At 52.2% G+C, this 23012-nt stretch carries 13 protein-coding genes; 11 read left to right on the forward strand and 2 right to left on the reverse strand.

The window, feature by feature from the left end:
* The 3 genes from HY774_08885 to HY774_08895 form a co-directional block, all read left to right on the forward strand.
* The coding region (locus HY774_08885; protein MBI4748593.1) for a CHAT domain-containing protein at positions 1-3132 on the forward strand (3132 nt) is incomplete at its 5' end.
* 280 nt (positions 3133-3412) lie between these two features.
* Entirely contained in the window at positions 3413-7369 is a 3957-nt protein-coding gene (locus HY774_08890) for a GAF domain-containing protein (GenBank protein ID MBI4748594.1), read from the forward strand.
* Positions 7370-7826: 457 nt separating this feature from the next.
* The gene (locus tag HY774_08895) at positions 7827-9221 is read left to right on the forward strand and encodes a hypothetical protein (GenBank protein ID MBI4748595.1); all 1395 of its coding nucleotides are present in this window, start codon (positions 7827-7829) and stop codon (positions 9219-9221) included.
* A gap of 155 nt (positions 9222-9376) precedes the next feature.
* Here the strand turns inward: HY774_08895 and HY774_08900 are convergent, their stop codons facing one another.
* On the reverse strand, positions 9377-10366 hold the full coding sequence (locus tag HY774_08900) for a 2Fe-2S iron-sulfur cluster binding domain-containing protein (protein ID MBI4748596.1): 990 nt from the start codon (positions 10364-10366) through the stop codon (positions 9377-9379).
* A gap of 391 nt (positions 10367-10757) precedes the next feature.
* Here HY774_08900 and HY774_08905 point away from each other — a divergent pair, with 391 nt between their 5' ends.
* The 3 genes from HY774_08905 (at position 10758) to HY774_08915 (ending at position 14051) form a co-directional block, all read left to right on the forward strand.
* Positions 10758-11648, forward strand: coding sequence for a gamma-glutamyl-gamma-aminobutyrate hydrolase family protein (locus HY774_08905; GenBank protein ID MBI4748597.1), 891 nt, complete (start codon positions 10758-10760; stop codon positions 11646-11648).
* Positions 11649-11836: 188 nt separating this feature from the next.
* On the forward strand, positions 11837-12649 hold the full coding sequence (locus HY774_08910; GenBank protein ID MBI4748598.1) for a DUF4388 domain-containing protein: 813 nt from the start codon (positions 11837-11839) through the stop codon (positions 12647-12649).
* Positions 12618-14051: a hypothetical protein gene (locus HY774_08915; GenBank protein ID MBI4748599.1), complete on the forward strand. Its 1434-nt coding sequence runs from the start codon at positions 12618-12620 to the stop codon at positions 14049-14051. Before HY774_08910 ends, HY774_08915 begins: the two co-directional genes overlap by 32 nt.
* 281 nt (positions 14052-14332) lie before the next feature.
* Here the strand turns inward: HY774_08915 and HY774_08920 are convergent, their stop codons facing one another.
* The gene (locus tag HY774_08920; protein ID MBI4748600.1) at positions 14333-14947 is read right to left on the reverse strand and encodes a hypothetical protein; all 615 of its coding nucleotides are present in this window, start codon (positions 14945-14947) and stop codon (positions 14333-14335) included.
* 302 nt (positions 14948-15249) lie between these two features.
* Between HY774_08920 and dusB the strand changes: the two genes are divergently transcribed.
* The 5 genes from dusB (at position 15250) to HY774_08945 (ending at position 22927) form a co-directional block, all read left to right on the forward strand.
* Positions 15250-16326: a tRNA dihydrouridine synthase DusB gene (dusB, locus tag HY774_08925; protein MBI4748601.1), complete on the forward strand. Its 1077-nt coding sequence runs from the start codon at positions 15250-15252 to the stop codon at positions 16324-16326.
* A gap of 56 nt (positions 16327-16382) precedes the next feature.
* A complete protein-coding gene (locus HY774_08930) occupies positions 16383-18119 on the forward strand; it encodes an ABC transporter ATP-binding protein (protein MBI4748602.1) in 1737 nt (578 codons plus the stop codon).
* On the forward strand, positions 18116-18754 hold the full coding sequence (locus tag HY774_08935; GenBank protein ID MBI4748603.1) for an ankyrin repeat domain-containing protein: 639 nt from the start codon (positions 18116-18118) through the stop codon (positions 18752-18754). The genes HY774_08930 and HY774_08935 overlap by 4 nt, the downstream gene beginning before the upstream one ends.
* Positions 18755-19472: 718 nt before the next feature.
* Positions 19473-20825 carry a hypothetical protein gene (locus HY774_08940; GenBank protein MBI4748604.1) on the forward strand — a complete coding sequence of 451 codons (1353 nt, stop codon included), beginning with the start codon at positions 19473-19475 and terminating at the stop codon, positions 20823-20825.
* Between the two features lie 107 nt (positions 20826-20932).
* Positions 20933-22927 (forward strand): OmpA family protein, encoded by a 1995-nt coding sequence (locus tag HY774_08945; GenBank protein ID MBI4748605.1) that lies wholly within the window; start codon positions 20933-20935, stop codon positions 22925-22927.
* Positions 22928-23012: the final 85 nt, after the last annotated feature.

A 23012-nucleotide genomic window follows, 5' to 3' on the forward strand; every position in this document is an offset into this window, starting at 1 on the left:
CGTCCGCCTCAGCCCGATGACGCTGCCGTTATCCACTATGACCAGCTTGCAAACCGGGTCAAGATCCTGCTTGGTGTTGAACGGTTTCAGGAGGTGCTTCCGATTGCCGAGCAATTGGTGACGGCGGCAGCCGAGGCGTATGGAGCGGAATCGGCGCAATATGCTTCAGCGATTCTGCAAGTTGGGGAAATCAACTATCGGGTTCGCAACCTTCCCAAGGCGGAATCCTCATATGTGCAGGCACTGGCCCTGCGGGAAAAACTGTTCGGTCCTGACCATGAAGAAGTCAGCATTGTGCTCAATAATCTGGCCCTCTTGTATAAAGCCAAACGGGAATTTGATAAAGCCGTTGGCACCGCCCAACGATCCATTGCCATTATCGAAAAAGTGGTCGGACTCAATCATCCGCAGGTGGCAATGGGGTACAACACCCTGGGTGAAATCTATCGGGTCCAAAACAAGTTTGCCCAGGCGGAAACGACGTTTCAAACGGCCCTGTCCCGAGGTGACTACATCAAGGCGGTTGAATTGTTGAAAGAGGTGGTTGTCAAACGCAAAGCAACCGTGGGTGAAAAACATCCACTCTATGCCACGGGACTACTGAATTTAGCCGAAGGGTATCGTAAAATCGGACGCTTTGCGGAGATGGAACCCTTGATGAAACAGGCGCTGGCGATCCAACAGGAAGCCAACGGCCCAGAGAGTTTTCCCGTTGCGACGTGTCTTAATAATTTGGGTGATTACTATCGGGAGACAGGAAATTACGGTTTGGCGGAAACCTATCTTCAGCAAGCACTGTCCATTGTCGAGAAAATAGACGGCAAGCAAAGCCTTGAACTCTGCCCAACATTGATCAATTTGGGTGTTCAGGCGGAAGCCCGATTTGATTTTCAGACGGCTGAGAGCTACTACCGACGGGCACTGACCATACAGGAACATCAATCGGTTAAAGATGAGCTACAGATAGCAAATACCTATTTAAACCTAAGCAGAGTTTTTTTTGCTCAAGGAAATTTGGATCGAGACATTGAATTAAAGAAACGAGTATTAACCATTTTCGAGAAAGTTCTCCCTTCTTCTCACCCAAGTATTAACTGGGGATATCGAAATTTAGGAAGAGCGTACCTGGCAGCAAAAGACTATCCACAAGCAACGATATTCTTGGAAAAGGCTCAAGCTCACCTCTTAGGTCAAGCTGTGCCTTCAATTGAGGACCTTGTTTTTATTTATTTTAACCTTGGAAATCTTTACTGGAAATTGAATGATCTCAACCAGGCGGAGTTCTATTTCAATAAAGCCTTAACAGAAGTAGAGAACGTTCCAGATACAAGCTCCGCCAATAATTCAGGGGTTTTTATTACATTATTTTCTTTTTATAGCCAAACAGGTGATTTTCAGAGAGCAAAAACATACTTAGGAAAATTTCAAGATCTTATTGAGAAAAGACTGGTCACTAACCTCATCACTGGCTCAGAAAATCAAAAGCAACTACTTATTAAAGGCCAATGGGGTTGGTTTGATCATGCTATCTCATTTCACCTTGCCCACTTTGCAGAGCAATCAAATCTGTCTCAACTTGCACTTCAGGCAATTCTCAGGAAAAAAGGCCGTGCCTTGGATGCAATGACTAACAACATCAATACTTTACGATCCCAAAGTTCACCTGAGGGGCAGGCAGCCATGGATGAACTATTTGTTCTTCGGAGCCGCCTTTCGGCTTTGAGTTTGCGCGGGCCAGGAAAAACCCCGATTGAACAATATCGGGCCAAACTCGCCGACCTCGAAAAACAAACCAGTCGGCTTGAGACCAAACTCAGTACTCTGAGCTTTCAGTATCGCCAACTTGCCACCCCGGTCAATCTTCCAGATATTCAAGCCGCAATTCCAGAGCAGAGCACGCTGGTTGAGTATTGTGTGTACGTTCCATATTCTACCCAAACCTGGGGATCACCCCGCTATGCGGTCTATACCCTGGATCGAAGTGGAAAGATTGGGTTTGCCGATTTGGGGGAACGGTCTGAAATTGACAACCTGATCAAGGAATTTCGTCAGGCGCTGGCAGCGGCTGGCGACCAGCGGAATCTGACCAAAATCAACCTTTCAACTGAGCGCCGAAGGTCACTCAACCAGGTCCAGAAACTGGCGCGTCAACTTGATGCCAAACTCCTGCAGCCGGTTCGGAAGTTTATCGGTAACAAAGACCATCTCCTGATCTCACCTGACGGCGCGCTCAACCTGATTCCCTTTGCCGCGCTGGTTGATGAATCCCACCGCTATCTGGTCGAGTCGCACGAAATCACCTACCTTTCTAGTGGACGCGACCTGCTCCGCTTGAAAGACAAAATTCCGACCAGCCAGCCGGCGTTGGTCCTGGCCAACCCCAAATTTGATGACGGGCCTGGTCCAACCATTTTTGGTCAGCATTTCGACCCACTGGTTCAGCTTCCAGGTGGCGAGCAGGAAGGCAAACTCCTGAAATCCCTCTTTCCAAAAACCCAGTTGAAACAAGGGGGCGATGCCACTGAAACCATTCTGAAACAAACCCAACAACCGGAAATTCTCCATATTGCCACCCACGGCTACTTTCTGGAACCGGATCAGACAACTCAGGCACTTACCCAAACCCTTGAAAACCGGTCTCTCAGCCTTGGGCTGTCTGACCAGACGGTTTCTCCTGAGTTTATTCGACAATCAAGCCCGCTCCTGCGTTCGATGCTCTTCTTTTCGGGTGCCAATCGTCCCCAAACCCCAACCGAAGCTGGTGATGACGGCATCCTGACCGCCCTTGAAGTTGCCAGCCTGAACCTTTGGGGGACAAAACTGGTGGTCCTTTCAGCCTGTGACACTGGGGTCGGAGAAGTCAAACGCGGGGATGGCGTCTTCGGTCTGCGCCGGGCGCTGGTCCTGGCCGGGAGCGAATCCCAAATGATCAGCCTCTGGCCGGTTTCTGATGCTGGCACACGCGAGTTGATGTTCAAATATTATCGCCGTCTCAAAGCCGGCGAGGGCCGCAGCAAAGCCCTGCGCAACGCCCAACTTGACCTCATCAAAAATCCAAAGCGTAAACATCCCTATTTTTGGGCCAGCTTTATCCAGTCCGGCGAATGGGCCAACCTCAACGGAAAACGGTGACAAGGTGACAAAGTGACAGAATGACAGAATTTGACCAGTTGTCACCTTGTCACCTTGTCACCTTGTCACCTTGTCATCCTGTCACCCTGTCATTCGGTCACCTTGTCACCTTGTCACCCTGTCACCCTGTCACCCTGTCATTCGGTCACCTTGTCATCTGGTCAATGCTTCATTCTTCATTCCCCATAGATTCACAGACCTTTTTCCTGTATGGTTTGACTTCAGGTGTGAGTCATCCTGCCAACCTCAACAACCCAGGTAGCCAAACTGAATTCAGCTTATGCGATCAGGAACACTCACCTTCATCCTGGTGGTCGGTTTTTATTGCTTTGGCGGCGGAATATTGCCTACCCCATCTGGCAGTATTGTTCCGGATCCTCAACCTGCCCAGGTTACTCCCCCAGCTTCGGCTTCTAAAGCTCCTACCCCGCCAATTTCCTCAAGTATTTCGCTGACAGATTTGACCTCGTCAACCAGTTCTAAAGCTGATCCAACTGATCGCCTTCGACCAGGATTTCGAGTCTACACCGACCGGGATGGATTACCCCAAAACACCATTATGGCCATGGCGGTTGATCACAACGGCTATTTCTGGGCTGGCACCCAGGACGGGGCCGCGTGGTACAACGGACGCTCCTGGACAGTGGTCAACATGCCCAACCAGAGCACTTCAAACTACATCACCGACATCTTGCCAGCTTCGGATCAAAGTATCTGGTTCGCCCAGTTTGATGGTGGGTTGTGCCGGTTGAAGGATGGACAATGGACCACCATTGATACCCGGTCAGGGTTGCCGAGCAATCAGATGCGATGTTTGCTTGAGACCAGATCCCCAACCGGAAACCCAATTCTCTGGGCGGGGACCGATGGTGGCGGACTCGCGAAATTCGAAAATGGAAAATGGTCAGTCATTACCACCCAAAATGGTCTGCCCAGTAACCGGGTATGGACATTGCTGGAAACAATTGAACCGGGGGGCATATCGGCCCTGTGGGTTGGAACCTTTGGTGGGGGACTGGCCCGGCTAATAGGCAACTCCTGGCAAACATTTGACCAGAGTTCAGGGCTGCCAGACAACTCGGTCCGCGATTTATTAGCCAGCGTCTCACCCACTGGCCAGCCAGTTCTTTGGGTCGCGACTGATTCCGGCGGTCTGGCAAAACTTGAAAATGACGTCTGGACAGTGGTGGATAGCCATTCGGGGCTGCCCAGTAATCGGGTTGATGCACTGGCGGAAACGATTTCCAAAAATGGAGTGCGGACGTTGTGGATCGGTACTCCGGGCGGACTGGTCCGGAGTGAACCTGGGAAATGGATGGTCTATGACATCAACTATGGGCTTCCGAACAACACCATTCGCAGCCTGTTTTCATTTTCTGGCCCTGCGGCTTCCTCAACCCTTTGGATCGGCACTTTCGGCGGCCTGGTCCGGCTGGAACAGGGAAAATGGCTTGCCTGTGATACCCGAACGGGATTGCCTGACAACGGCGTGATGAGTTTACTCGAATCTCAAAATCCAGATGGAATTTACAGTCTGTGGTTCGGGACGTTTGGGGGTGGATTGGCCCGGTTTGATCAGGGAAAATGGACGATTTACAGTGCTCCATTCAATTTGCCGGACAATATTGTGGCGGCCCTGCTGAGTACACCAAATCCCGATGGGAATCCAACCATTTGGGTTGGCACCAATCGTGGGCTGGCACGGCTGGAGAAAAACCAGTGGACGGTGTTTAACACCAAAAATGGCCTGCCAGGTGACCCGATTCAATGCCTGATGGCCACCAAAGCCTCAGACGGCACACCGGTCGTGTGGGTTGGAACGCGGGGTGGCCTGGCCAAATTCCAAAATGGACAGTGGGATACCAGTCTCACCGAAGGACTTCCGCCGCTGGCACGCCATATCGAGTGTTTGCTTGAAACTACCTCAAAAAACGGGTTGAAGTCGTTGTGGGCCGGCACTCGAAGCGGTGGGTTGGCACGCTGGGAAAATGGCGAATGGACGATTCAAGATGCGCGGACCAGTCTGGGCAACAACTGGGTTTTCCACCTGATGGAGGTAACGAATTCAGACGGCAAGCGCCAGCTCTGGGCAGCAACCTATGGCAGCGGGGTTCTTCAGCTTGACCTCGACACACCCAATGCCAAATGGCAGGCATTGTCCGACCATCAAAAGGAACTCAAGCCATACGGGGTGGTCTATCAAATGCGCCGCGACGCCCAAAATCGGACCTATCTCTTCACAACCAAAGGAGTTGTTCGACTAACACCTCGTATTCCGACTCCAGACAATCCAGAAGCCTTTGACGTCAATTTCTACACGATTGAAGATGGACTTCCAGCCAGCGGCTGTACTGAAGGTGGCTCGCTGGTTGATCATCAAGGGCGGATTTGGGCGGGGACAACCGGTGGCGCCGCCGTTTTTGACCCGGTACTGGAATCGTCGGCCAGCACAACACGTCAGTTGTTTATCGAACGCATCCTGATTAATGGAACCGAACTTGACCAGACAAAGCTGCCGGGGATTCCGCCGACTTCCAATGGGAAACCATCCGCGATTGAAGGGGCCTCACTCGATTACAGCGACAATACCATCCTGTTTGAGTATTCCCTGCTCAGCTACTTTCGGGAGTCAGAGACCCGATACCAGACGCAACTGGTCAATTTTGATGAGTCCCCCTCCGATTGGAAAAAAGAAGCCCAAAAAGAATACACCCGGCTGCCGGAAGGCCAGTACACATTCAAAGTCTGGGGGAAAGATTATGCCGGCAATACCAGCGGCCCGTTGATGATTTCATTTCGAATCCGACCCGCCCTCTGGCGAACCTGGTGGGCCTATATGGCCTATACAGCTCTGATTCTGGGGTCCGGGTATAGCTGGTATTCACGCCGGATTCGAGCCCTGCGCCGACGTCAGGAAGAACATCTGGCTCATTTGCAGCAATTACAGGAACAGCGAATCAAAACACTGCGTCAGCTCCTGGAAAGTATTCGCATCATCAATTCTGAGCTGGATTTGACCGTGGTGCTCCAAAATATTGCCGCCGAAAGCGCCAATCTGGTGGATGGCCGGCCTGGGGGAATTGGGTTGGTGGAAGACGAGCAGGTGGTCTTCAAACGAGTGTGGCATCGAAACCATTGGGAAGACTGCCTGTTTGCCTATCCGTTGGGTTCAGGAATTCCAGGCCGGGTGGCCGCCACCGGTCAACCCGCGGTGGTCAATGATCTGTCGCTCTCACCAGACGATGCCAACGTACCGCACCACCACCTCCACCAGTGTTCTGGATTGATCAATGTCCCGATTCTGTCGCGGATGGGAAATGTGGTTGGGGTTTTGGATGTTCGACGTGGCCCGGATCGTGACCCCTTTACCGAAGCTGACTGTCAATTGATTGAATCACTGGCTCATCAAGCAGCAGTGGCGATGGAAAAAGCCGCCCTCTTTGGTGAACTGGAAAAGTTGTACCAGCAGGAACAGGAAGTCCGGCAGACCCTCCAGGACCTCAACCAGATGAAGACGAACTTCATCATTGTCACCTCGCATGAAATGCGGACGCCGCTAACGGTACTCAAGGGCTACAACGAAGCCCTGGTTGACGGCTACCTTGGACCACTGACCAAAACCCAGAAGACATCACTTCTGACATGTTTGCGCATGGTGGACCGCTTAATGGCCAGTTTTAATGATATTTTGGAAATGCTCCGCATCAATGAGGGTCGGATTGCCCTCCGACCGGCTTCGTTTGATTTGAGCAGCCTGGTGAAAAAAGTTCTGGAAGAACTCGAAGCCTTTATTGAACAACGTCGGCTGCAAGTTACGGTTGAACTGCCACCTGAATTATTGGTCACCGCCGATCCTGAAAAAATAGAACTGGTCTTGATCAACATCATCCAAAATGCCATCAAGTTCACCTTTGATGACGGAGATATCGTCATTCGAGCCACACAGAATGGACAAAACGAAGCGCATATTGTGGTCAGAGATTCAGGCATCGGCATTGAACAAATTGAAATCAAGCGCATTTTTGAGACCTTTTATACCAGTTCTGACCCGTCAACCCACACCTCGGGTAAGTATGAATTTTCGGCGCGCGGCACCGGTCTGGGACTTTCAATTGCCAAGAGTTATGTCGAAGCTCACGGTGGGCGCGTCTGGGCTGAATCTGAAGGCAAAGGGCACGGCAGCACCTTCCACATCATTCTGCCAATTGAAGGCACGGCCAAACCAGATGAAGAATGAAGAATGGAAAACGTGGTTAGTGGTTAGTGGTTAGTGGTTAGAAATGCCAATTAAGAGTTGAAGCCGTTTTGGTTCTCAGCCCAGGAACTGGGTGCCGGCTCGTAGCCCAGGGCGAATCTTCGAGCCCTGGGAATTCGGGTCATTCCCCACCTTTTCCCCGCCCTGCCACCCGCGTCGCGGGTTCAAATCCGCTCATTTTTTCAACTCTTAACTGGCATTAGAAATCAATATCTTCCAAGAACCAAGAATAACCACTCACCACATTCTTCATTCTTGGGATCTTTTGCACAGGGCAACCTTTCCAATCCCAAAAAGCTTCTCACGCCCAGTCATTCATCTCTCTTCCTTTTCTCACATACATTTTCATAGTCCCGGCAAGACCGCGTGGGCACTTCGTCACGTTGGAAGCTCGTTGCGGCAGGCAAGCCTGGAGTTCAACACAAGGTCAGGGTGTGCTATGTCAGGTTCATTGGATCAAACACCATCAACAGGCGGATCTTATCCGCAATGTACCACCTGTGGTCGTAAGCTCCGCGAATGGTCACGATTTTGCACCTTCTGTGGTGCCCGGATGGAACAAATTCCCACTGGTGATCTTCGGCTTCCCCAGGTGTCTCAAGGATCTGGTGGATTGCCAGCGGCTGAGGTTTTGGCGTCACCCTCTGGAAAACTTCCAAGTGAACCGTTGCCGCAGACGTCCGAAGTGTTTATTGTGCCGGGGTATCAAACCAACGGTCTGGCCCAAACCGAGCCAGTTCCACCCCCAACGCCTCCTTCCTCCGAGCGGATAACGGCCCCCATTCCCCAATTGATGATCTCAGATCAACCAGGTCGGTTGCGGCAGGTCGTGGCGGTGATCTGTGTCTGTCTGGTGGTTGGCCTGACGCTGACTGGGATCTTTTTCTCGCGGAGCACTCCAGATTCGGGATCTCCCTCGGTTCAGCCCTCGATTATGAACAGCGAGTTTGAGCACGTTCCGTCACCTGAAGAACTGGCAGCCACTCAAAAAGGTGCCACGTCACCGGTCAAACCCAGCGACTCAGCCGGTCAACCTGAAGTTCAATCGGGTTCGGGCACCCAGCAACCAGCCACAGCGACCAGTTCCGAAGGGGTGATCGGTTCGGATCCGGGTTCCCCTGGCACGGGTGGCAATTCACCTTCCGGGTCAGATCAGCAAAGTTCATCCGAATCCGCCCCAGGTACAGTGTCAACCAGCATACCGTCATCTTCAGGCGGGCAGTCATCCATTCCTGGTGGAATCAATGGGTCACACCCTGAATCCGCTTCTCCGAAAACATCAACCTCTCGCGGCACAACCATACCGGCGGGAAGCAGCTCGAGGTCCACACCAACCGCAACGCCAGGCAATGAATCATCATCGCCTTCCAAACGCTCCAAACGCTCAGAATCAGATGCCAATTCGGTTATTATTGCCACGAACCGACGGCAAGACGAAGAAACTGAGCCTCCATCAACGATGAAACGCCGACGTTCCCGCGATGAAGGTCCAGCCGACCCTGATGACGAATATTCATCCAATTCAAGTCCAGGTTCGCGCCCGAGCCGCGACTGGCCGCGTGATCGGAGGCGGGACGCAGACTCGCGTCAAGACGTGATGAGTTATCCACGGAACGGAATCGCCGTGTGGACCGGTGCCGCCGGGCGGAGCCAGCGAGTCACGGTCTATGGCTTTCCCGGCATTCCGATTTCAGTCAATCGTCCGGCGGTTCGCGGCGGTCATGCCCGAATGATTACCCCGCCATCACCAAGCAATGGCTGGAAATATGCGGTTGTTGAGTTTGAACGCGGAGAGGGAACGTGTGAGGTTTCAATTCCGTGGCAGAGGCTGTGAAGGGGACAGGGGGACAAAGTGACAGAATGACAAGGTGACTGGGTGACTGGGTGACATCTGACAGAATGACAAGGTGACTGGGTGACCAGTTGATCATTTGTCACCTTGTCATTCTGTCTCCTTGTCACAAAGTCACCTTGTCATTTGTCACAAAGTCACTTAGCAATTGCGGGTTCCGGCGTGGATTGCTCTTGCTCCGCTTTGCGGTAGAGCGGTGCAATCTGGCCATTCCAGGGCGGAATGACAATCGTAACTGAGCCACTGCAAACCGCTTTGCACGCCAGTCGAATCATGGGGCGATTCTGACCGTTGTATGGATACCCAATCTTGGCCAGTCGCTTGACTTCAAAGGCTGAGATTTCATTGACGTGGTTATTTCCACCCAAAATCCCAACCCAGCAGGTGCCACAAGAACCGGTTTGACATTCAATCGGAATCGGTCCTTCAACCCGGCGTGGATCCTGTTTTTTGAAGTTTTCCTTGATCTGGGTTGAGGCGGTCGTCATTGGCTGCTCATTGATGACCTGGAAGGTCGCGTGCGGATTGGTTTCGTCGTAACAGACTTCATATCGCTTATCAATCGTGCGCATGAAGTTCAACAAATCAGCCCGCTCAGCTTCACGGTCCGCCAGAAGTTGTTTCGGGGATTTCGGCACCGGCGGGATGGACGTATCAGCCCGGTGGTTAAAACACTCCCAGCCCACCTGCTGCAACGTCATGAACGCCACTGCCGCAATGCCCAACACCAGCGCTGGCTCAGTGTGCATATACTCAGCGGTTGACGCAGCCACTTTGCGAATCAAGGCTTCGAGATTCGTCGGCTTGGGCGTTTCTTTGACGAGCTTGACCACAATTTGTTTGGTCTCGGCCCAGTAGCGATACCCAAACAAAAAGGAATGCGACGAATCAACTTGCTCGGCCAGCAGAAATTTTCCCTGAAGTAACAAATCACGGGTGAAAACAGCCTTGTCTGGTGCGTTTTCATATTCACGCAGCAACAGATACGGGAAAAATGAAAACCAGATTTGGGTGGCGTTCTTATCAACAGGATGAATATCAGGCAGCAACCGATTGAGAAGCTGTTCCCAGGCAGTATCATCGTGCTGACGTAAAAATTGCACAAATGGATGATGTTGAACTGACATAGATGATGACTACTTTTGAACTGTGAAGAATTGAGTGTGGATTTGAACCGCGCATCATACCCATTTTTTTTGATTTCGCCAATCAAAACCCGCGTTCACCACAAATCGTGAATTCGTCTTTTGACAAGCCCTTGTGAGCAAGGTATGGTACATGATCTTTGGAATACCTTGTTCGTCACTGCTGGACCAATCCAAACAACTTTTTTCGAAATTTGCTGGGCCACAACTTCCCGCGGGCGTTTGGGAACAGAGGGAAAATTCATCCCTTCACCTGGGTTTCCACGCTCGTGGTTCACTGTCGCGCCAGATCCTGTTTTGCCCCTTGACTGGCCGAAATCAACGCCTGGGAAATCCCTCAAAAACTGACGAACGCTGAAATGAGGTTTGGGGTATGCTTTTGCTCAAAAGAAATTATTGTCACTATGAACCAGTTCGCGCCACGATTGATCGGGCCAGAGTCATTGTGGTTGATAGTTTGATTTATTCCACCAACGACCTGTCTGACGTGGCAGCGCAAGAACCCGATTTCAACGCTGAAGAATGGGTCAAGGAAGAACGCACCATCGCCGGGTTCGCTATCGGAAATATTGTCCAAAATGTGAAAAAACTGGTTGAGACACCTGAAGTTCAGGTGGTCAGTCTCGCCAAGATTTCACCACAAATTATCAAAGATTTTGACCCGGATGCGATTATCCTCAGCGGAACCCTGCGGGATTTTGACATGTACCAGTCGTCAATCTTACAGAACGTCAGTTCCGTGCTCGCAACGACAACGGTACCGGTACTGGGCATTTGTGGCGGACATCAACTCGTTGGTCAGGCATTTGGGTTACCGATTGTGACCCTGGATCACCAGTTGCCACATCAACGACGGCATAACCGGTTGCGCGAATATGAATATCGCTTTGTCAAAGTCATTGAGCCGGAGGACCCCATTTTCCGCAATGTGCTCACCGATCATGACGAACAACGTCGCAGCCGGGGCAATACAATTTGGGTCTGGCAAAACCACGGATTGATGGTTGATGGCATGCCGGATGGATTCGAACTTTTGGCCAAAGGCTATGTCTGTCAGAACCAAATGATGGTCAAACGCGGAGACGGTCAGTTAATATATACCGTGCAGTTTCACATCGAAAAATCCTTTGAGGACTGGCGTAAAACCCCGAGTCGGTGGGAACATCCAAACGAAAGCCGGGATGGCCGGAAGCTGTTTGAGAATTTCCTGGTCGAAGCGCTGAAACACCGTGGTCAGGTGTTTCGTCAGGCCCAATCAGCTTGAAAACTATCGGGCTGAAGACTTCGGGCTGAGGGCTCGGGGCTGAGGGCTCGGGGTATTGAACCCATTTTCTTCAACCCCAAGCCCTCAGCCCCAAGCCCTGGTTTTTTCAGCCCCAAGCCCTGGTTTTTATGGCTTCAAATCCTGAACCCTGAACCCTGAACCCTGAACCCTAAAAAAGAGGTCGTGTTATGGGATTGGTCGGAGATCTCCAATATCTCAGTCTTGCCGACATCATTCAAATCAATTGTATTGGCCGAAATACCGCTCGACTCACAGTTCATTACCCGATTGGCGATGGGGTCTTCTACTTTGCGGATGGCGACGTGGTGGATGCCAAGTTGGGAAAACTGACCGGTGTGGAGGCTGTCTATAAGGCCCTGGAATATGATCAGGGCTCCTTCCGGGTGGATAGCGGAATCCGGGCGCCGACACGAACCATCAATGACAACTGGAGCAATATTTTAATGGAAGGGTTGCGCCTGCTCGACGAAGCTCGGGCCGGGCTGATTCCCGGCAGTGCCCCCTTATCGGCGGAACAGGTCAATACGACAACCACTGGGGCCTCGCGAGTCCAAAATCCGTTTCAAATTCTGGTTTCGGATCTGACCAAAATTAAAGGGATTGATGGTGCCCTGGCGGCAACCCGCGACGGGACACTCAACGCCTGCATTGGCGTCAATCTCTCAGATAAAGTTGGAATGATGACTTCACTCCTGATTTACCTGAATCAGGCAATGGCCACTGGGCAAGGGCGCTTTGGAAAAGTGAAGCAAATGGACATCCGGTACGGCACCAAAGAAGTCATGGTCTTTGATCAAGGAACGGTGCTGGTGGTGATTGAATTTGCCAACACGATTCGATTTGAAACGATTTCACCGCACATTGATCGTGCCTTCCGGAAATTTGAAGCTCGTTCACGCGGCGGCACCAGTGCGCTGGATCCCAGCAAAATTGGGACCGGCTCAATGAGTGGACCGCCAGATTTCCTGTCGGGACGGTAAGCTGGTCATGCGGCACTTCCGGCAACACCTTCTGGCTTTTCCCAGATCAACCATCGTGGTCAGCCTGGGACTGATTGGCCTGCTCACTCTTGTGGGCACCCAGTTCCAATCCGTGACCGAAGCCCTTTCGGTTATGGCCTGGGGTGCCGGCACCCCTTCGAGTAGCACGATTACCGCGTTTGCCACTGGTCGTCCGTGGTGGAAACGTCACCTTCCTGAAGCCATCCAAACGGCTCCCTCCGGCGGCATCATTCCGCTGGTGCGCATTCCCCGAACCCAGATTCAAACGACACCGGAACCTGTCTTGCCTGAACGCAGCCTTGGCTATGATGCCTTTCTTGGCTGGGTCACCGCCTTGCGCAGCCTGTTTTCAACTGATCTGGTGTTTGATTTCGCTCTGATGATTCGGCTTCAACACTGGCTTCTGGTGCTGGGAATCTGCCTGCTGCCAGTCGTGTTCTCTCGCCTTCATCCCAATTATCGCACTCCGCTGACGTTCAGCACATTTTTTATCGGATACCTGTTTGTCCTGTTGCTGCGCCCAAATAAAAGCAAGTTCCTGACTGATGGCTTGATTGACAGTGCCCTGGCCAATGCCCTGGCGATGTTCAGCGTTGCGGCATTCTGGCTGGTGCTCAGCCATAGCCGGCTTGAAACCTGGAAACAGCGGGGTGCCGTGATCGGCGCCGGGCTGTTTCTGAGTTTTGTCACCCAGATTCGCGGCGAATTTTTGTTCGTGGGCGGACTTACCTTCGGTCTGCTGGCACTCCTGGTGTGGAAACAACCTGCATTTTCCTGGAAAGGACTGGTTCTGGCCGGACTGTGTTTTCTGATGCTCCCTGTCGGGTACGGTGCCTTCAACCAGCAGCAGTTCGGTCACTTTGTCCCATTGCGGATGCGTTCCGGACAAAATCTTTTTGAACCGATTGGCCAGTTTCCCAACCCCTGGGGCATCGAGTACAACGACCAGTGGCTGGAAAAATACTTAAATCAGCGTGGCATCGAATATACCAGTTTTGAAGCCGACCGCTTTCTGACCGCTCAGTATGTGCAGTGCCTGAAGGAAAATCCCTGGCTCTTTGGGCGCAATTTCTACCTTCGGCTTGGGCAATTTGCGAAACAGTTTGGTTTCTGGCTCAATTTTTGGACTATTCCGCTGATCTTGTTCGGGTTCTGGGTTGCGATTCAAAAGTCTGAGCGACTGGCCTTTCTCGCTGTGCCACTGGTTCTGGCAGTCGGGTACCTGGTCTTTTTTGGCTGGACCAATTCCCTGCTCCGACTGGTGAGTCCGGTTCACTTCCTGGTATCGGCGTTTCTGACGCTGCTGAGCGTGGAAATCCTGCTCTTTGAGCACTGGCGCATCTTTCAGCGCATTGACTGGAAAGCTCTAAAGCAAGGATGAATGATGACTTAGGGACTGTAAAAAATTAACTTCCTGTTTTCATTTGGGAGCGCGGGCATCTTGCCCGCGTCTTCCGACTTATGGCGGGCGGGACGCCCGCGCTCCCAGGAACTTATTTTTTAACGCTCGCTTATGAAACAACTCAAACTGGGTAATCTACTGACCCCGGCAAAAAAAGAGCTGCTTTTGTGGTCCAGACAAAAGCAGCTTCAGCTTGCACGTACAGCACGGTCAAATTGAAAGATTCATTGATTCCGGTTGGAATCAGTTCAGATTCGAGGCTATGGCCGACGCACAATCACTGTGGCACGGCGATGAGGATAACGAGGGTTGACCACGACAGGCGTGTTTCTCACACGGGTCACTTCCTGTTCTCTGACGGCGTGATTGCTATTCACAAAGGTATCATTGCCGCTATTGCCATTGACGTCATCGAGGCCGCTTCCGCTTTGGATCCGATCATTTCCATCTCCACCACGGATCGTATCGTTGCCACCACCACCTGAAATAAAATCATTGTCGTCATTGCCTTCGAGGGTGTCATTCCCACGCCCGCCTTTCAAAGTGTCGTTTCCATCACCACCTTTGAGCGTGACACCAAACGGAATTGAATTGTCCACAGTCAGGTCATCGTTGCCGTCATTCCCACGAATCTCGATTCCGAACGCTTCAGCCTGTGAAAATGTCATTCGGCTGCCATTCACCAGCAGTTCGATTCTGCCCGAGGGCAGTTGTCGCAAGGCCACCCGGTCCGCACCATCGCCACATTTGACGATCAGTTTTCCATTATCCCGCTCAATTTTTGCATCAATCAGATAGGTACTCTGGGCTTGCACCAAACTGGTCAAAGCACTGATTACACACACTAAACCCAATACCATCAATAAGTTTTTCATAAAGGTTCTCCTCAAAAAAGGTCGAATGTAATTGAGATCTTGAATTGCACGGTTAGAACCAGATCGGTTCAAAAAAGTCTGGAGAATTTATCTTGAAGAGCAAAATAGTGAAGGCGCCATTCCCTTTGAGCGAAAGCCTGGCTGCTGACAGACAGACCATCAATCGCTCGGCAAATTACAGTGCCATTTCTGACTGTTGTGGTATAAACACCTCTTTCCAAGCTCTGAGATTCCCCATCCGTCAGGGTCCCAGGGAGCATCTCAGCAGTACTTCAGACTTCAGACTTCAGACTTTGATATTTATGGACCGGCAGGAGTTTTTCATTCGCGATCTTCCAATTCGCCCACGGCTGGCACTGGCACCGATGGCAGGCGTTACTGACTCCGCGTTTCGTGGGCTGATTAAAAACCTCGGTGGTGTCGGGTTGATTGTGACCGAATTCATCAGCGTGGAAGGTCTCACCCGAGGAAACCTCAAAACCCACCGCATGATGCACTTTGAGGAATTTGAGCGCCCGATTTCGATTCAGTTCTTCGGGTATGACCCGGAGCGAATGGCGGTCGCCGCCGAAGTGGGCGAAGCTGCCGGTGCTGACATTGTGGATGTCAATTGCGGTTGCCCGGCTCGCAAAGTGGTGCATCGTGGCGCGGGTTCATCCTTGCTCAAAGACCTGCCCCACCTGGAAAAAATCCTGAAGGGCATGCGCAAGGCCATCAAAATTCCTCTGACCCTCAAAATTCGCATTGGCTGGGATGACAACTCGATTGTCGCCGTCGAAGTCGGAAAACTGGCTCAGGATTGCGGCGTTGAAGCCCTGGCCATTCATGGACGAACCCGAGTTCAGGGCTATTCAGGCCAGGCTGATTGGAATGTCATCGCCCAGGTCAAAGAGGCAGTCAATATTCCAGTGATGGGTTCTGGAGATGTCACCACGATTGACCAGGCACTCACCCGATTTCGCGAAACCGGCGTTGACGGCGTGATGATTGGTCGCGGCGCAATGGCCAACCCGTGGATTTTCCGACAAATTGACGACGTGATGCAGGGCAAGTCTCCATTTCAGCCCACCTTGATTGATAAGCGAAATCTGTTGTTTGGCTACTTTGATGTGATGTTGAAAGAATTGCCGTCCGAACTGGCGGCGATGGGAAAAGTCAAACAACTCTGCGGTCAGTTTACGAAAGGGCTGCCCGGTGGCGCGGCGTTCCGGCAACAGGTCTTTCACTCTCAATCACGGCAGGAACTGATTGACAAAATTGACTACTACTTCACATTAATGGCGGAACGGGAAGCCGCCGGTAATCTGGTTTCAACGCCGGAAGAAGCTGCCGCCGACTCTGACTCGCCAACCACTGAGGAGTATGCATGCCAGGCGTAGCTCACAACCATCAGACCGGTCCGCACTCGTTTCAAACGGCCAAACCCTTTGAACGCATGGTGGGGTACCTGCGTCGGTATCCTTATAAATTGGCCATTGGCTGTTTGTGCGTTTTGCTGTCGGCCTACATCGGACTTTATGGCCCACGGGTGATCCGAAACGCGATTGATGATCTGCAACAGAGCATCACCCGTGAAAAGATCGGGCTCTATGCCCTGCTGATTGTGGGCGTTTCGCTTGGAAAAGGCATCTTTTTGTTCTGGCAGCGGCAGATTCTGGTTGCGCTGTCACGCGATATCGAATTTGACCTCCGAAATGATTTCTATGCCCATCTGCAGCGTCTGCCGATGGCCTTTTACCACGAAAATCGAACTGGCGATTTGATGTCCCGCGCCACCAACGACATCGGCAATGTGCGAATGCTGCTGGGCCCGGCGATTATGTATGGCTTGAACACGGTTTTTGTCACCTGTTTTGCCTTGCCGGCCATGGGTCACATTAGCTGGAAGCTCACCTTTCTGGCACTGGCCACTTTGCCGCTGGCGTCGGTGGCAACCAATTTTTTTGGAAGTCGCATCCACAAGCGTTCCGAGGAAATTCAGGAATATTTCGGCATCATTACCGCCAAGGCCCAGGAGAACTTCGCCGGGGTGCGGGTGGTTCGGGCCTATGCTCAGGAAGACGCCGAAAAAGAATCCTTTAAAGACCTCAATCGCGAGTTTGTGTCACGCAATCTGCGACTGATCAAACTGACGGCCTTGTTTAGCCCCACGCTGCACGCCCTGATTGGCTTCGGCCCGGCACTGGTCCTGTGGTATGGCGGCCATCTCGTTCTGGATCAACATATTACGATTGGTCAGTTTGTTGAATTCAATTTGTATTTGATGATGCTGATCTGGCCCATGATTGCGCTTGGATATGTGGTCAGCCTGTTTCAACGTGGAATGGCCGGGATGAAGCGCCTGACAACGGTGCTCAATCAGGAACCGACGATCCGGGATGAGGTCCAGCCAGCCGCCGTGACTGAAATCAACGGCACGATTGAATTCCACAACCTGAACTTTGCCTATCCAACCACCTCCAGCGGGCCAGGGCAGGTCGTGTTAAAAGATATTTCGCTCACGATTCCACAGGGAAAGACACTTGCGATTGTCGGCCACACTGGTTCCGGGAAATCAACCCTGATCAACCTGATCCCGCGGTTGCTGGATGCCGCCCCCGGTCAGGTGTTGATTGATGGGCGACCGATTCGCGAAATCCCGCTCCAGGTACTGCGCCAAAACATCGGGTATGTGCCCCAGGAAACATTCCTGTTTGGCGATACCGTGGCCGCCAACATCGCCTTTGGCGTTCCCGATGCCCCTCGCGAAGCAATTGAACGCGTTGCTGAACAATCCGCCCTCCGCAATGATATTGTGACGTTTCCCAAAGGGTTTGAAACGATTGTGGGTGAACGTGGCATTACCCTGTCGGGAGGGCAGAAACAGCGAACCGCAATTGCCCGGGCACTCTTGCGGAATCCAAAAATTCTCATTTTGGATGATTCGCTATCAGCGGTTGATACCTACACTGAGGAAAAAATCCTGGAGCACCTGCGGGAAATGATGAAGGGCCGCACCACGATTTTGGTCTCACACCGAATTTCCACCGTGAAAGAAGCCGATCACATCATTGTGCTCCACGATGGCCGGATTGCTGAACAGGGAACGCATGAATCGCTCTTAAAACAAGATGGTCCATACGCGGCTCTCTATGAAAAACAACTCCTGGAGGAAGAACTGGCAACCTTATGACACCCAACGAACCATCCCTGCTTCAACCTTCCACTGAATTTTCCGGCGACCAGTTGCTTGGGCTCTTAATTGAAGCCGCTGGAAAAGGCAATGTGCCAGCCGTGACTGACCTTTTGTCCAGGGGCGCGGCGGTCAATGGAGGGTTCAGTGACGGATACACCCCGCTGATGGCCGCGGCCCATTCCGGCCAGGCAGAGGTGGTGACAGCATTGCTCCATCACGGTGCCGCACCTGACCAGGGTGACCGCCAGGGAATGACGGCACTGATGTTTGCGGCTGAAGATGGGTCGGTGGATGCGGTTCGGGCCCTGGTTGAAGGCGGAGCGAATATCAATTATCAGGTTCAGGATGAATTTTCACCCTTTTCCGGCTGGACAGCACTCCTGTTTGCCACCGATAATGGCCACCTGCCAACGGTTAACTATTTGATCTCACAGGGTGCCAGCGTTGATCTGTGCGAAAGCGAAGGCGAAACGGCGTTGATGAAGGCTGCCGCCCTTGGTCACGCCGCGCTGGTCGAATGCCTGGTGAAAGCCGGAAGTACCCTTAGCCTCGCCAATGAAAATGGAGATACCGCGCTCACTCTGGCTGAAGAGATGGGTCACCGGAAAATTATCAGCCTTTTGAAACACTAACCCCCAGGCAATTTCAGATAAACCCGGCTCACGCCTTCAAAAAGGTTCAGAATGGAACAGAACCCCATCCTGGGCCTACCTATGATAGATCAGCAGGACTCAAAGTTCAGGTCGCTGATAGTGCCTTCAGAAAATGGAAAAACCTGGTGCCGATACCTGAGTAATTGGTTCCCATGTTTTCCAGAAACCGTTTGGAAATGGTTTCTTTTTTTTCGATCAATTGGTGTTTTTTTCACAAGAAAAATCCATTGTCTTGTGGTTTAATACCTAACGACTCTCTGCCAATCAACTTCGTTTTTTGCATCCATCTGTGCCACCGAATGGGCAAGTGTCTCGATTGACAACTACTTCAATCCGAACATAGTTCCCTCTCACCATTCAACTCAATGGCACTTTTCATTTCAGAGCTGAAAGAAACTCATTCGTGACACTGTCCCGAAGGTCGTGAGCTGGCTTTCGTGCACGGTATTTGCAGCACCTGATTTAACCACTTTTACTGGGAACTTTTTCCCATCAAATTGAGGCCGGTTAGGGTTGACAAACACTCAGAGTTGTTCATCATCGGGGGGATACAAAATTCCCTTGACGGCACATCTCGTCCCAATTTCTCAAGTTTTTATCCGAGAAATCCAACATTCGACTTACTTCACTGATTCTCGAACATAGATCCGTGTTTGAATCGGCCTATTACAAGAACCCCAGAAAGGAGAACAAACTCATGTTTTCTCGCACCAATCGGAGTTTGGTAAAGAAGCGGCCGTTCCTGACGTTTGCGGTCGCCCTTCTCGGATTTTCGCTGGTCAACATACTCCCATTTACTGCGACCTCAGGCACAACACAGGCTTCAAGTGTGGTGACACCAACTCCTTTTGAGATGGCGTTTCAAGGCACCAATACACCTCCCACCTTTACACCAGGTCCACCACTGACAGTTCGTCAAGGTGAGCGGAAAGCGGTGATCATCGGGAGCGTCAATGATGCCGAACAACAACCACAAGCCTTGGGCGTGACCGTCGTCAGATTACTCTCTGGCCCTCCAGGAGGGCAGAATGCGTCGTTAATCGGGAATCCAACCCCGAATGCGGATAAGACCGTTTCAGCGACGCTTGAAGCGACCTGCAGCACAACCGTCGGAACCTATGTGTATGAAGTCACCGTGACTGATGGTCTGTTGACCAACACCACCCAAACTTCAATCACGATTAATGTTACCCCATCGTTTACCGTTTCAATTCAACCGGGCAGCAAGATCAATATCCGTGGGACGGTTCGGGTCGGCTTTAACGTGATTGATTCAGTTACGGCGCCAATTCCAGGAATTACCAATATTGATCCGTGCAGCAATCTGGCGTTCCGCTTTGAACGCGATGACAGCAAATACACCAAGCGGTTGTCAGATACCAACGATGCTGCTTACTTTACGGTTGACCGCGTCCCCAATGGGTATGCCGTCCGATTTAGCCCGTTTATTCCAGATCGGATCACCAATGCTCCGACAGCCGGAGACTGCCTGCCCAATCTGGTTCGCACGCGCTTGATTGTGCTCGGTCCCAACGGACAACCAGTATCCGGGGTTAATGAAATCCCAATCACCGTGCGGGTTGAAACCGATCTTCGACTGTTCCCCAATGCCTTTTGGGTGACGGATGGTCGGCTGATCCGCATCATTTACCAGGTTTGGGACTCAGATCTCAACACGGCCAACTACGACCTCTGCTACCGGTTCTTTGATTTCACAGGAAATCAAATCGGTCACCAAATTACAGCGGAAACACAGCGGTTGCGGAGCGAAATCAACCGCAGCGTGGCTGAACGACGGCTGGTGAAGGGACAATCGTTCCTCGTGATCCAGACCTTTGACTCAACTGCGTTCTCCGCCAATACACAAAACATTGAAATCACTCTTTCTGACGGTCAGGGCAATCCAAGAATCGTTGCTCCACGGCAATCAGCACGCACCGTGGTCAATGGGACTGAAATTGACTGGATGAACGTCAAAGAGGGAGATGGAACCATTGTGTTGCCTCCTGCTCAGCTCACCCTCCAAGAGTCAGAAGGCGTGACCAAGTAAGCAACTCACTGTGACTGACACGCTGTCACGCGACACCAATGGCAACCGTCATCGGCCCGGACAGGGTGGAAACAGAGAACCGAGAATCTAACGCAGGAGAATCAACAATGAGAAAACTAGCGATCAAAAGCATCATCCTTCTATCGGTGTTTTTGCTATCAAGTGTACTTGGCCTGGCACAAGAAACACAGCGCGAGAAGAACCGCCATACCAATCCGACTGTCACGGGTGGAACGGGGCTCTTTACGGTCTATGACGCATCAACCTTGAAAAAGGGAGAATACAATTTCGGGTTTTTCGTCAACAACTATGACCGTGAGCCGGGTGATGTTGACATCACCCAGGGCATCTTGAATGTCGGATTCGGGGTCACGGATCGGTTGGAAGTTTTTGCCGCTTCAGTTTTTCGGCAGCAACTGGTATCAGGTTCACCCGATGAACTGAAAGGGTTTAACGCGCTCGGCCCTGGTAGCATTACCATCGTCCCACGCCTGGCCGGTTCCGGCCCAGCGTTTAACTTTGCCACACTTCCAGGTGGCTATCTCAACGATCACCCATTTTTTGGCCGGAGCTTTGTCAAAGTCGGCAATACCACGGTGGGTGCCAAGTATCGGTTCACCAGCCAGGATTCCTGGCTTGGCGTGGCCTTACTCGGATTTGCTCAAATCTCATCATTCCGCCCCAGCACCGAATTTCCGGGCAATGGCAGCGGCTTGATTGATGGCGCTGGCGCTGGCGCCACCGATTATGGCGTGATGTTGGCCGTCACCCCACGTGTTGGGTTGGCCAGCTTCAATATGAACGTTGGCTATGTCAAAACCGGCGACCCCAAAGTCAACGACATCAAACTGGTTGATCGTCGGGATAAAGTCGTGGCGGCTATTGGGTTTGACTATGCTTACAACCAGTATGTCCAGTTCATTTCTGAATTGACCTCGGACATTTATGTTGGCAGCGGCACACCAAACGTGAACCCGGTGAACCCGGTGGATGTCACGGTCGGCGCCCGGTTCACGCCACTTGGCAAAGACCGCAAATTCTTTATGAGCCTGGGCGGTGCCTATCGCTACATGCTCAACAATTCAAATGAACGCCGCCCGGAAAATCTCAAAGGCGATTTCCACGGCTACATCGCGGAACTGGCGCTCGGCTACCGCAAGGTCACCCCGCCGGATCCGTGCTTGAAGAACGTCGCGCCAACTGTCTCGGTCTCGGCTGACAAACTTGAAGTCACCGAAAAGACGGCTGAAACCGTGACGTTTACGGCGGTTGGCAAAGACGTTGACCCAGCCGATACCACCTTGACCTATATGTGGTCCGCCAGCAGCGGTTCAATTGATGGCAACGGCTCAACCGTCACCTGGAATCCAGGCACGTCGGCGCCGGGCCCGGTTGAAGTCCGCGTCACTGTCCGTGACACCTGCAACCACGAAGCCAGCGCCTCAGCTTCAGTCAACGTCAAGAAGGGCAACACCTGCCCAACCGTGACGGTTTCAGCTTCAGAATCATCACTGCGTGCCGGTTCGGATGCCGTGGTGACCTTTACTGCCCGCGCCAATGATCCAGATGGTCAGAACCTGACCTACACCTGGACCAGCACCAGCGGTTCAGTTCAGGGCACTGGAGACACCGTGACCGTTGACACCAAGGGCATGGGCCCAGGCAATGTGACGGTATCGGTTCGCGTCAGCGATGGCATCTGCGATGGTTCAGACAGTGCTTCGTTCCGCATCACCGAACCGCCTCCGCCACCGCAACGCTTTGAAACAGCGTGCGACGGCATCCGCTGCGCCAACCCACCGTTCAAGAAGAACATTTCCCGCATTGATAACCAGTGCAAGGGAATCCTGGACGAAGTGGCTACCCGGTTGCAGAGCGACGCCACCGCCGTCTGTATCATTGATGGACACTCCGAAGCGGGTGAAAAAGCCGGAACAGCGCTCCAACGCGCTCAGAAAGCCAAGGATTACCTGGTGTCGAAGGGCATTGATCCAAACCGGATCGAAGTCCGCAGCTTTGACAACCAGCGTCCAGACGCGGCAGCCGGTGATCGCCGCATCAACGTCTATGTGGTGCCAGAAGGTGCGCAACGCCCTGAATAACCCAAATTATTGAGCGAGTGATCAGCTCTCTCCCGTTCAAAAGCCTCCTGCACTACTGAACCAGCAGTGCAGGAGGCTTTTTCTT

The sequence above is a fragment of the Acidobacteriota bacterium genome, from assembly GCA_016208495.1.
In the GTDB taxonomy this organism is placed as follows: domain Bacteria; phylum Acidobacteriota; class Blastocatellia; order Chloracidobacteriales; family Chloracidobacteriaceae; genus JACQXX01.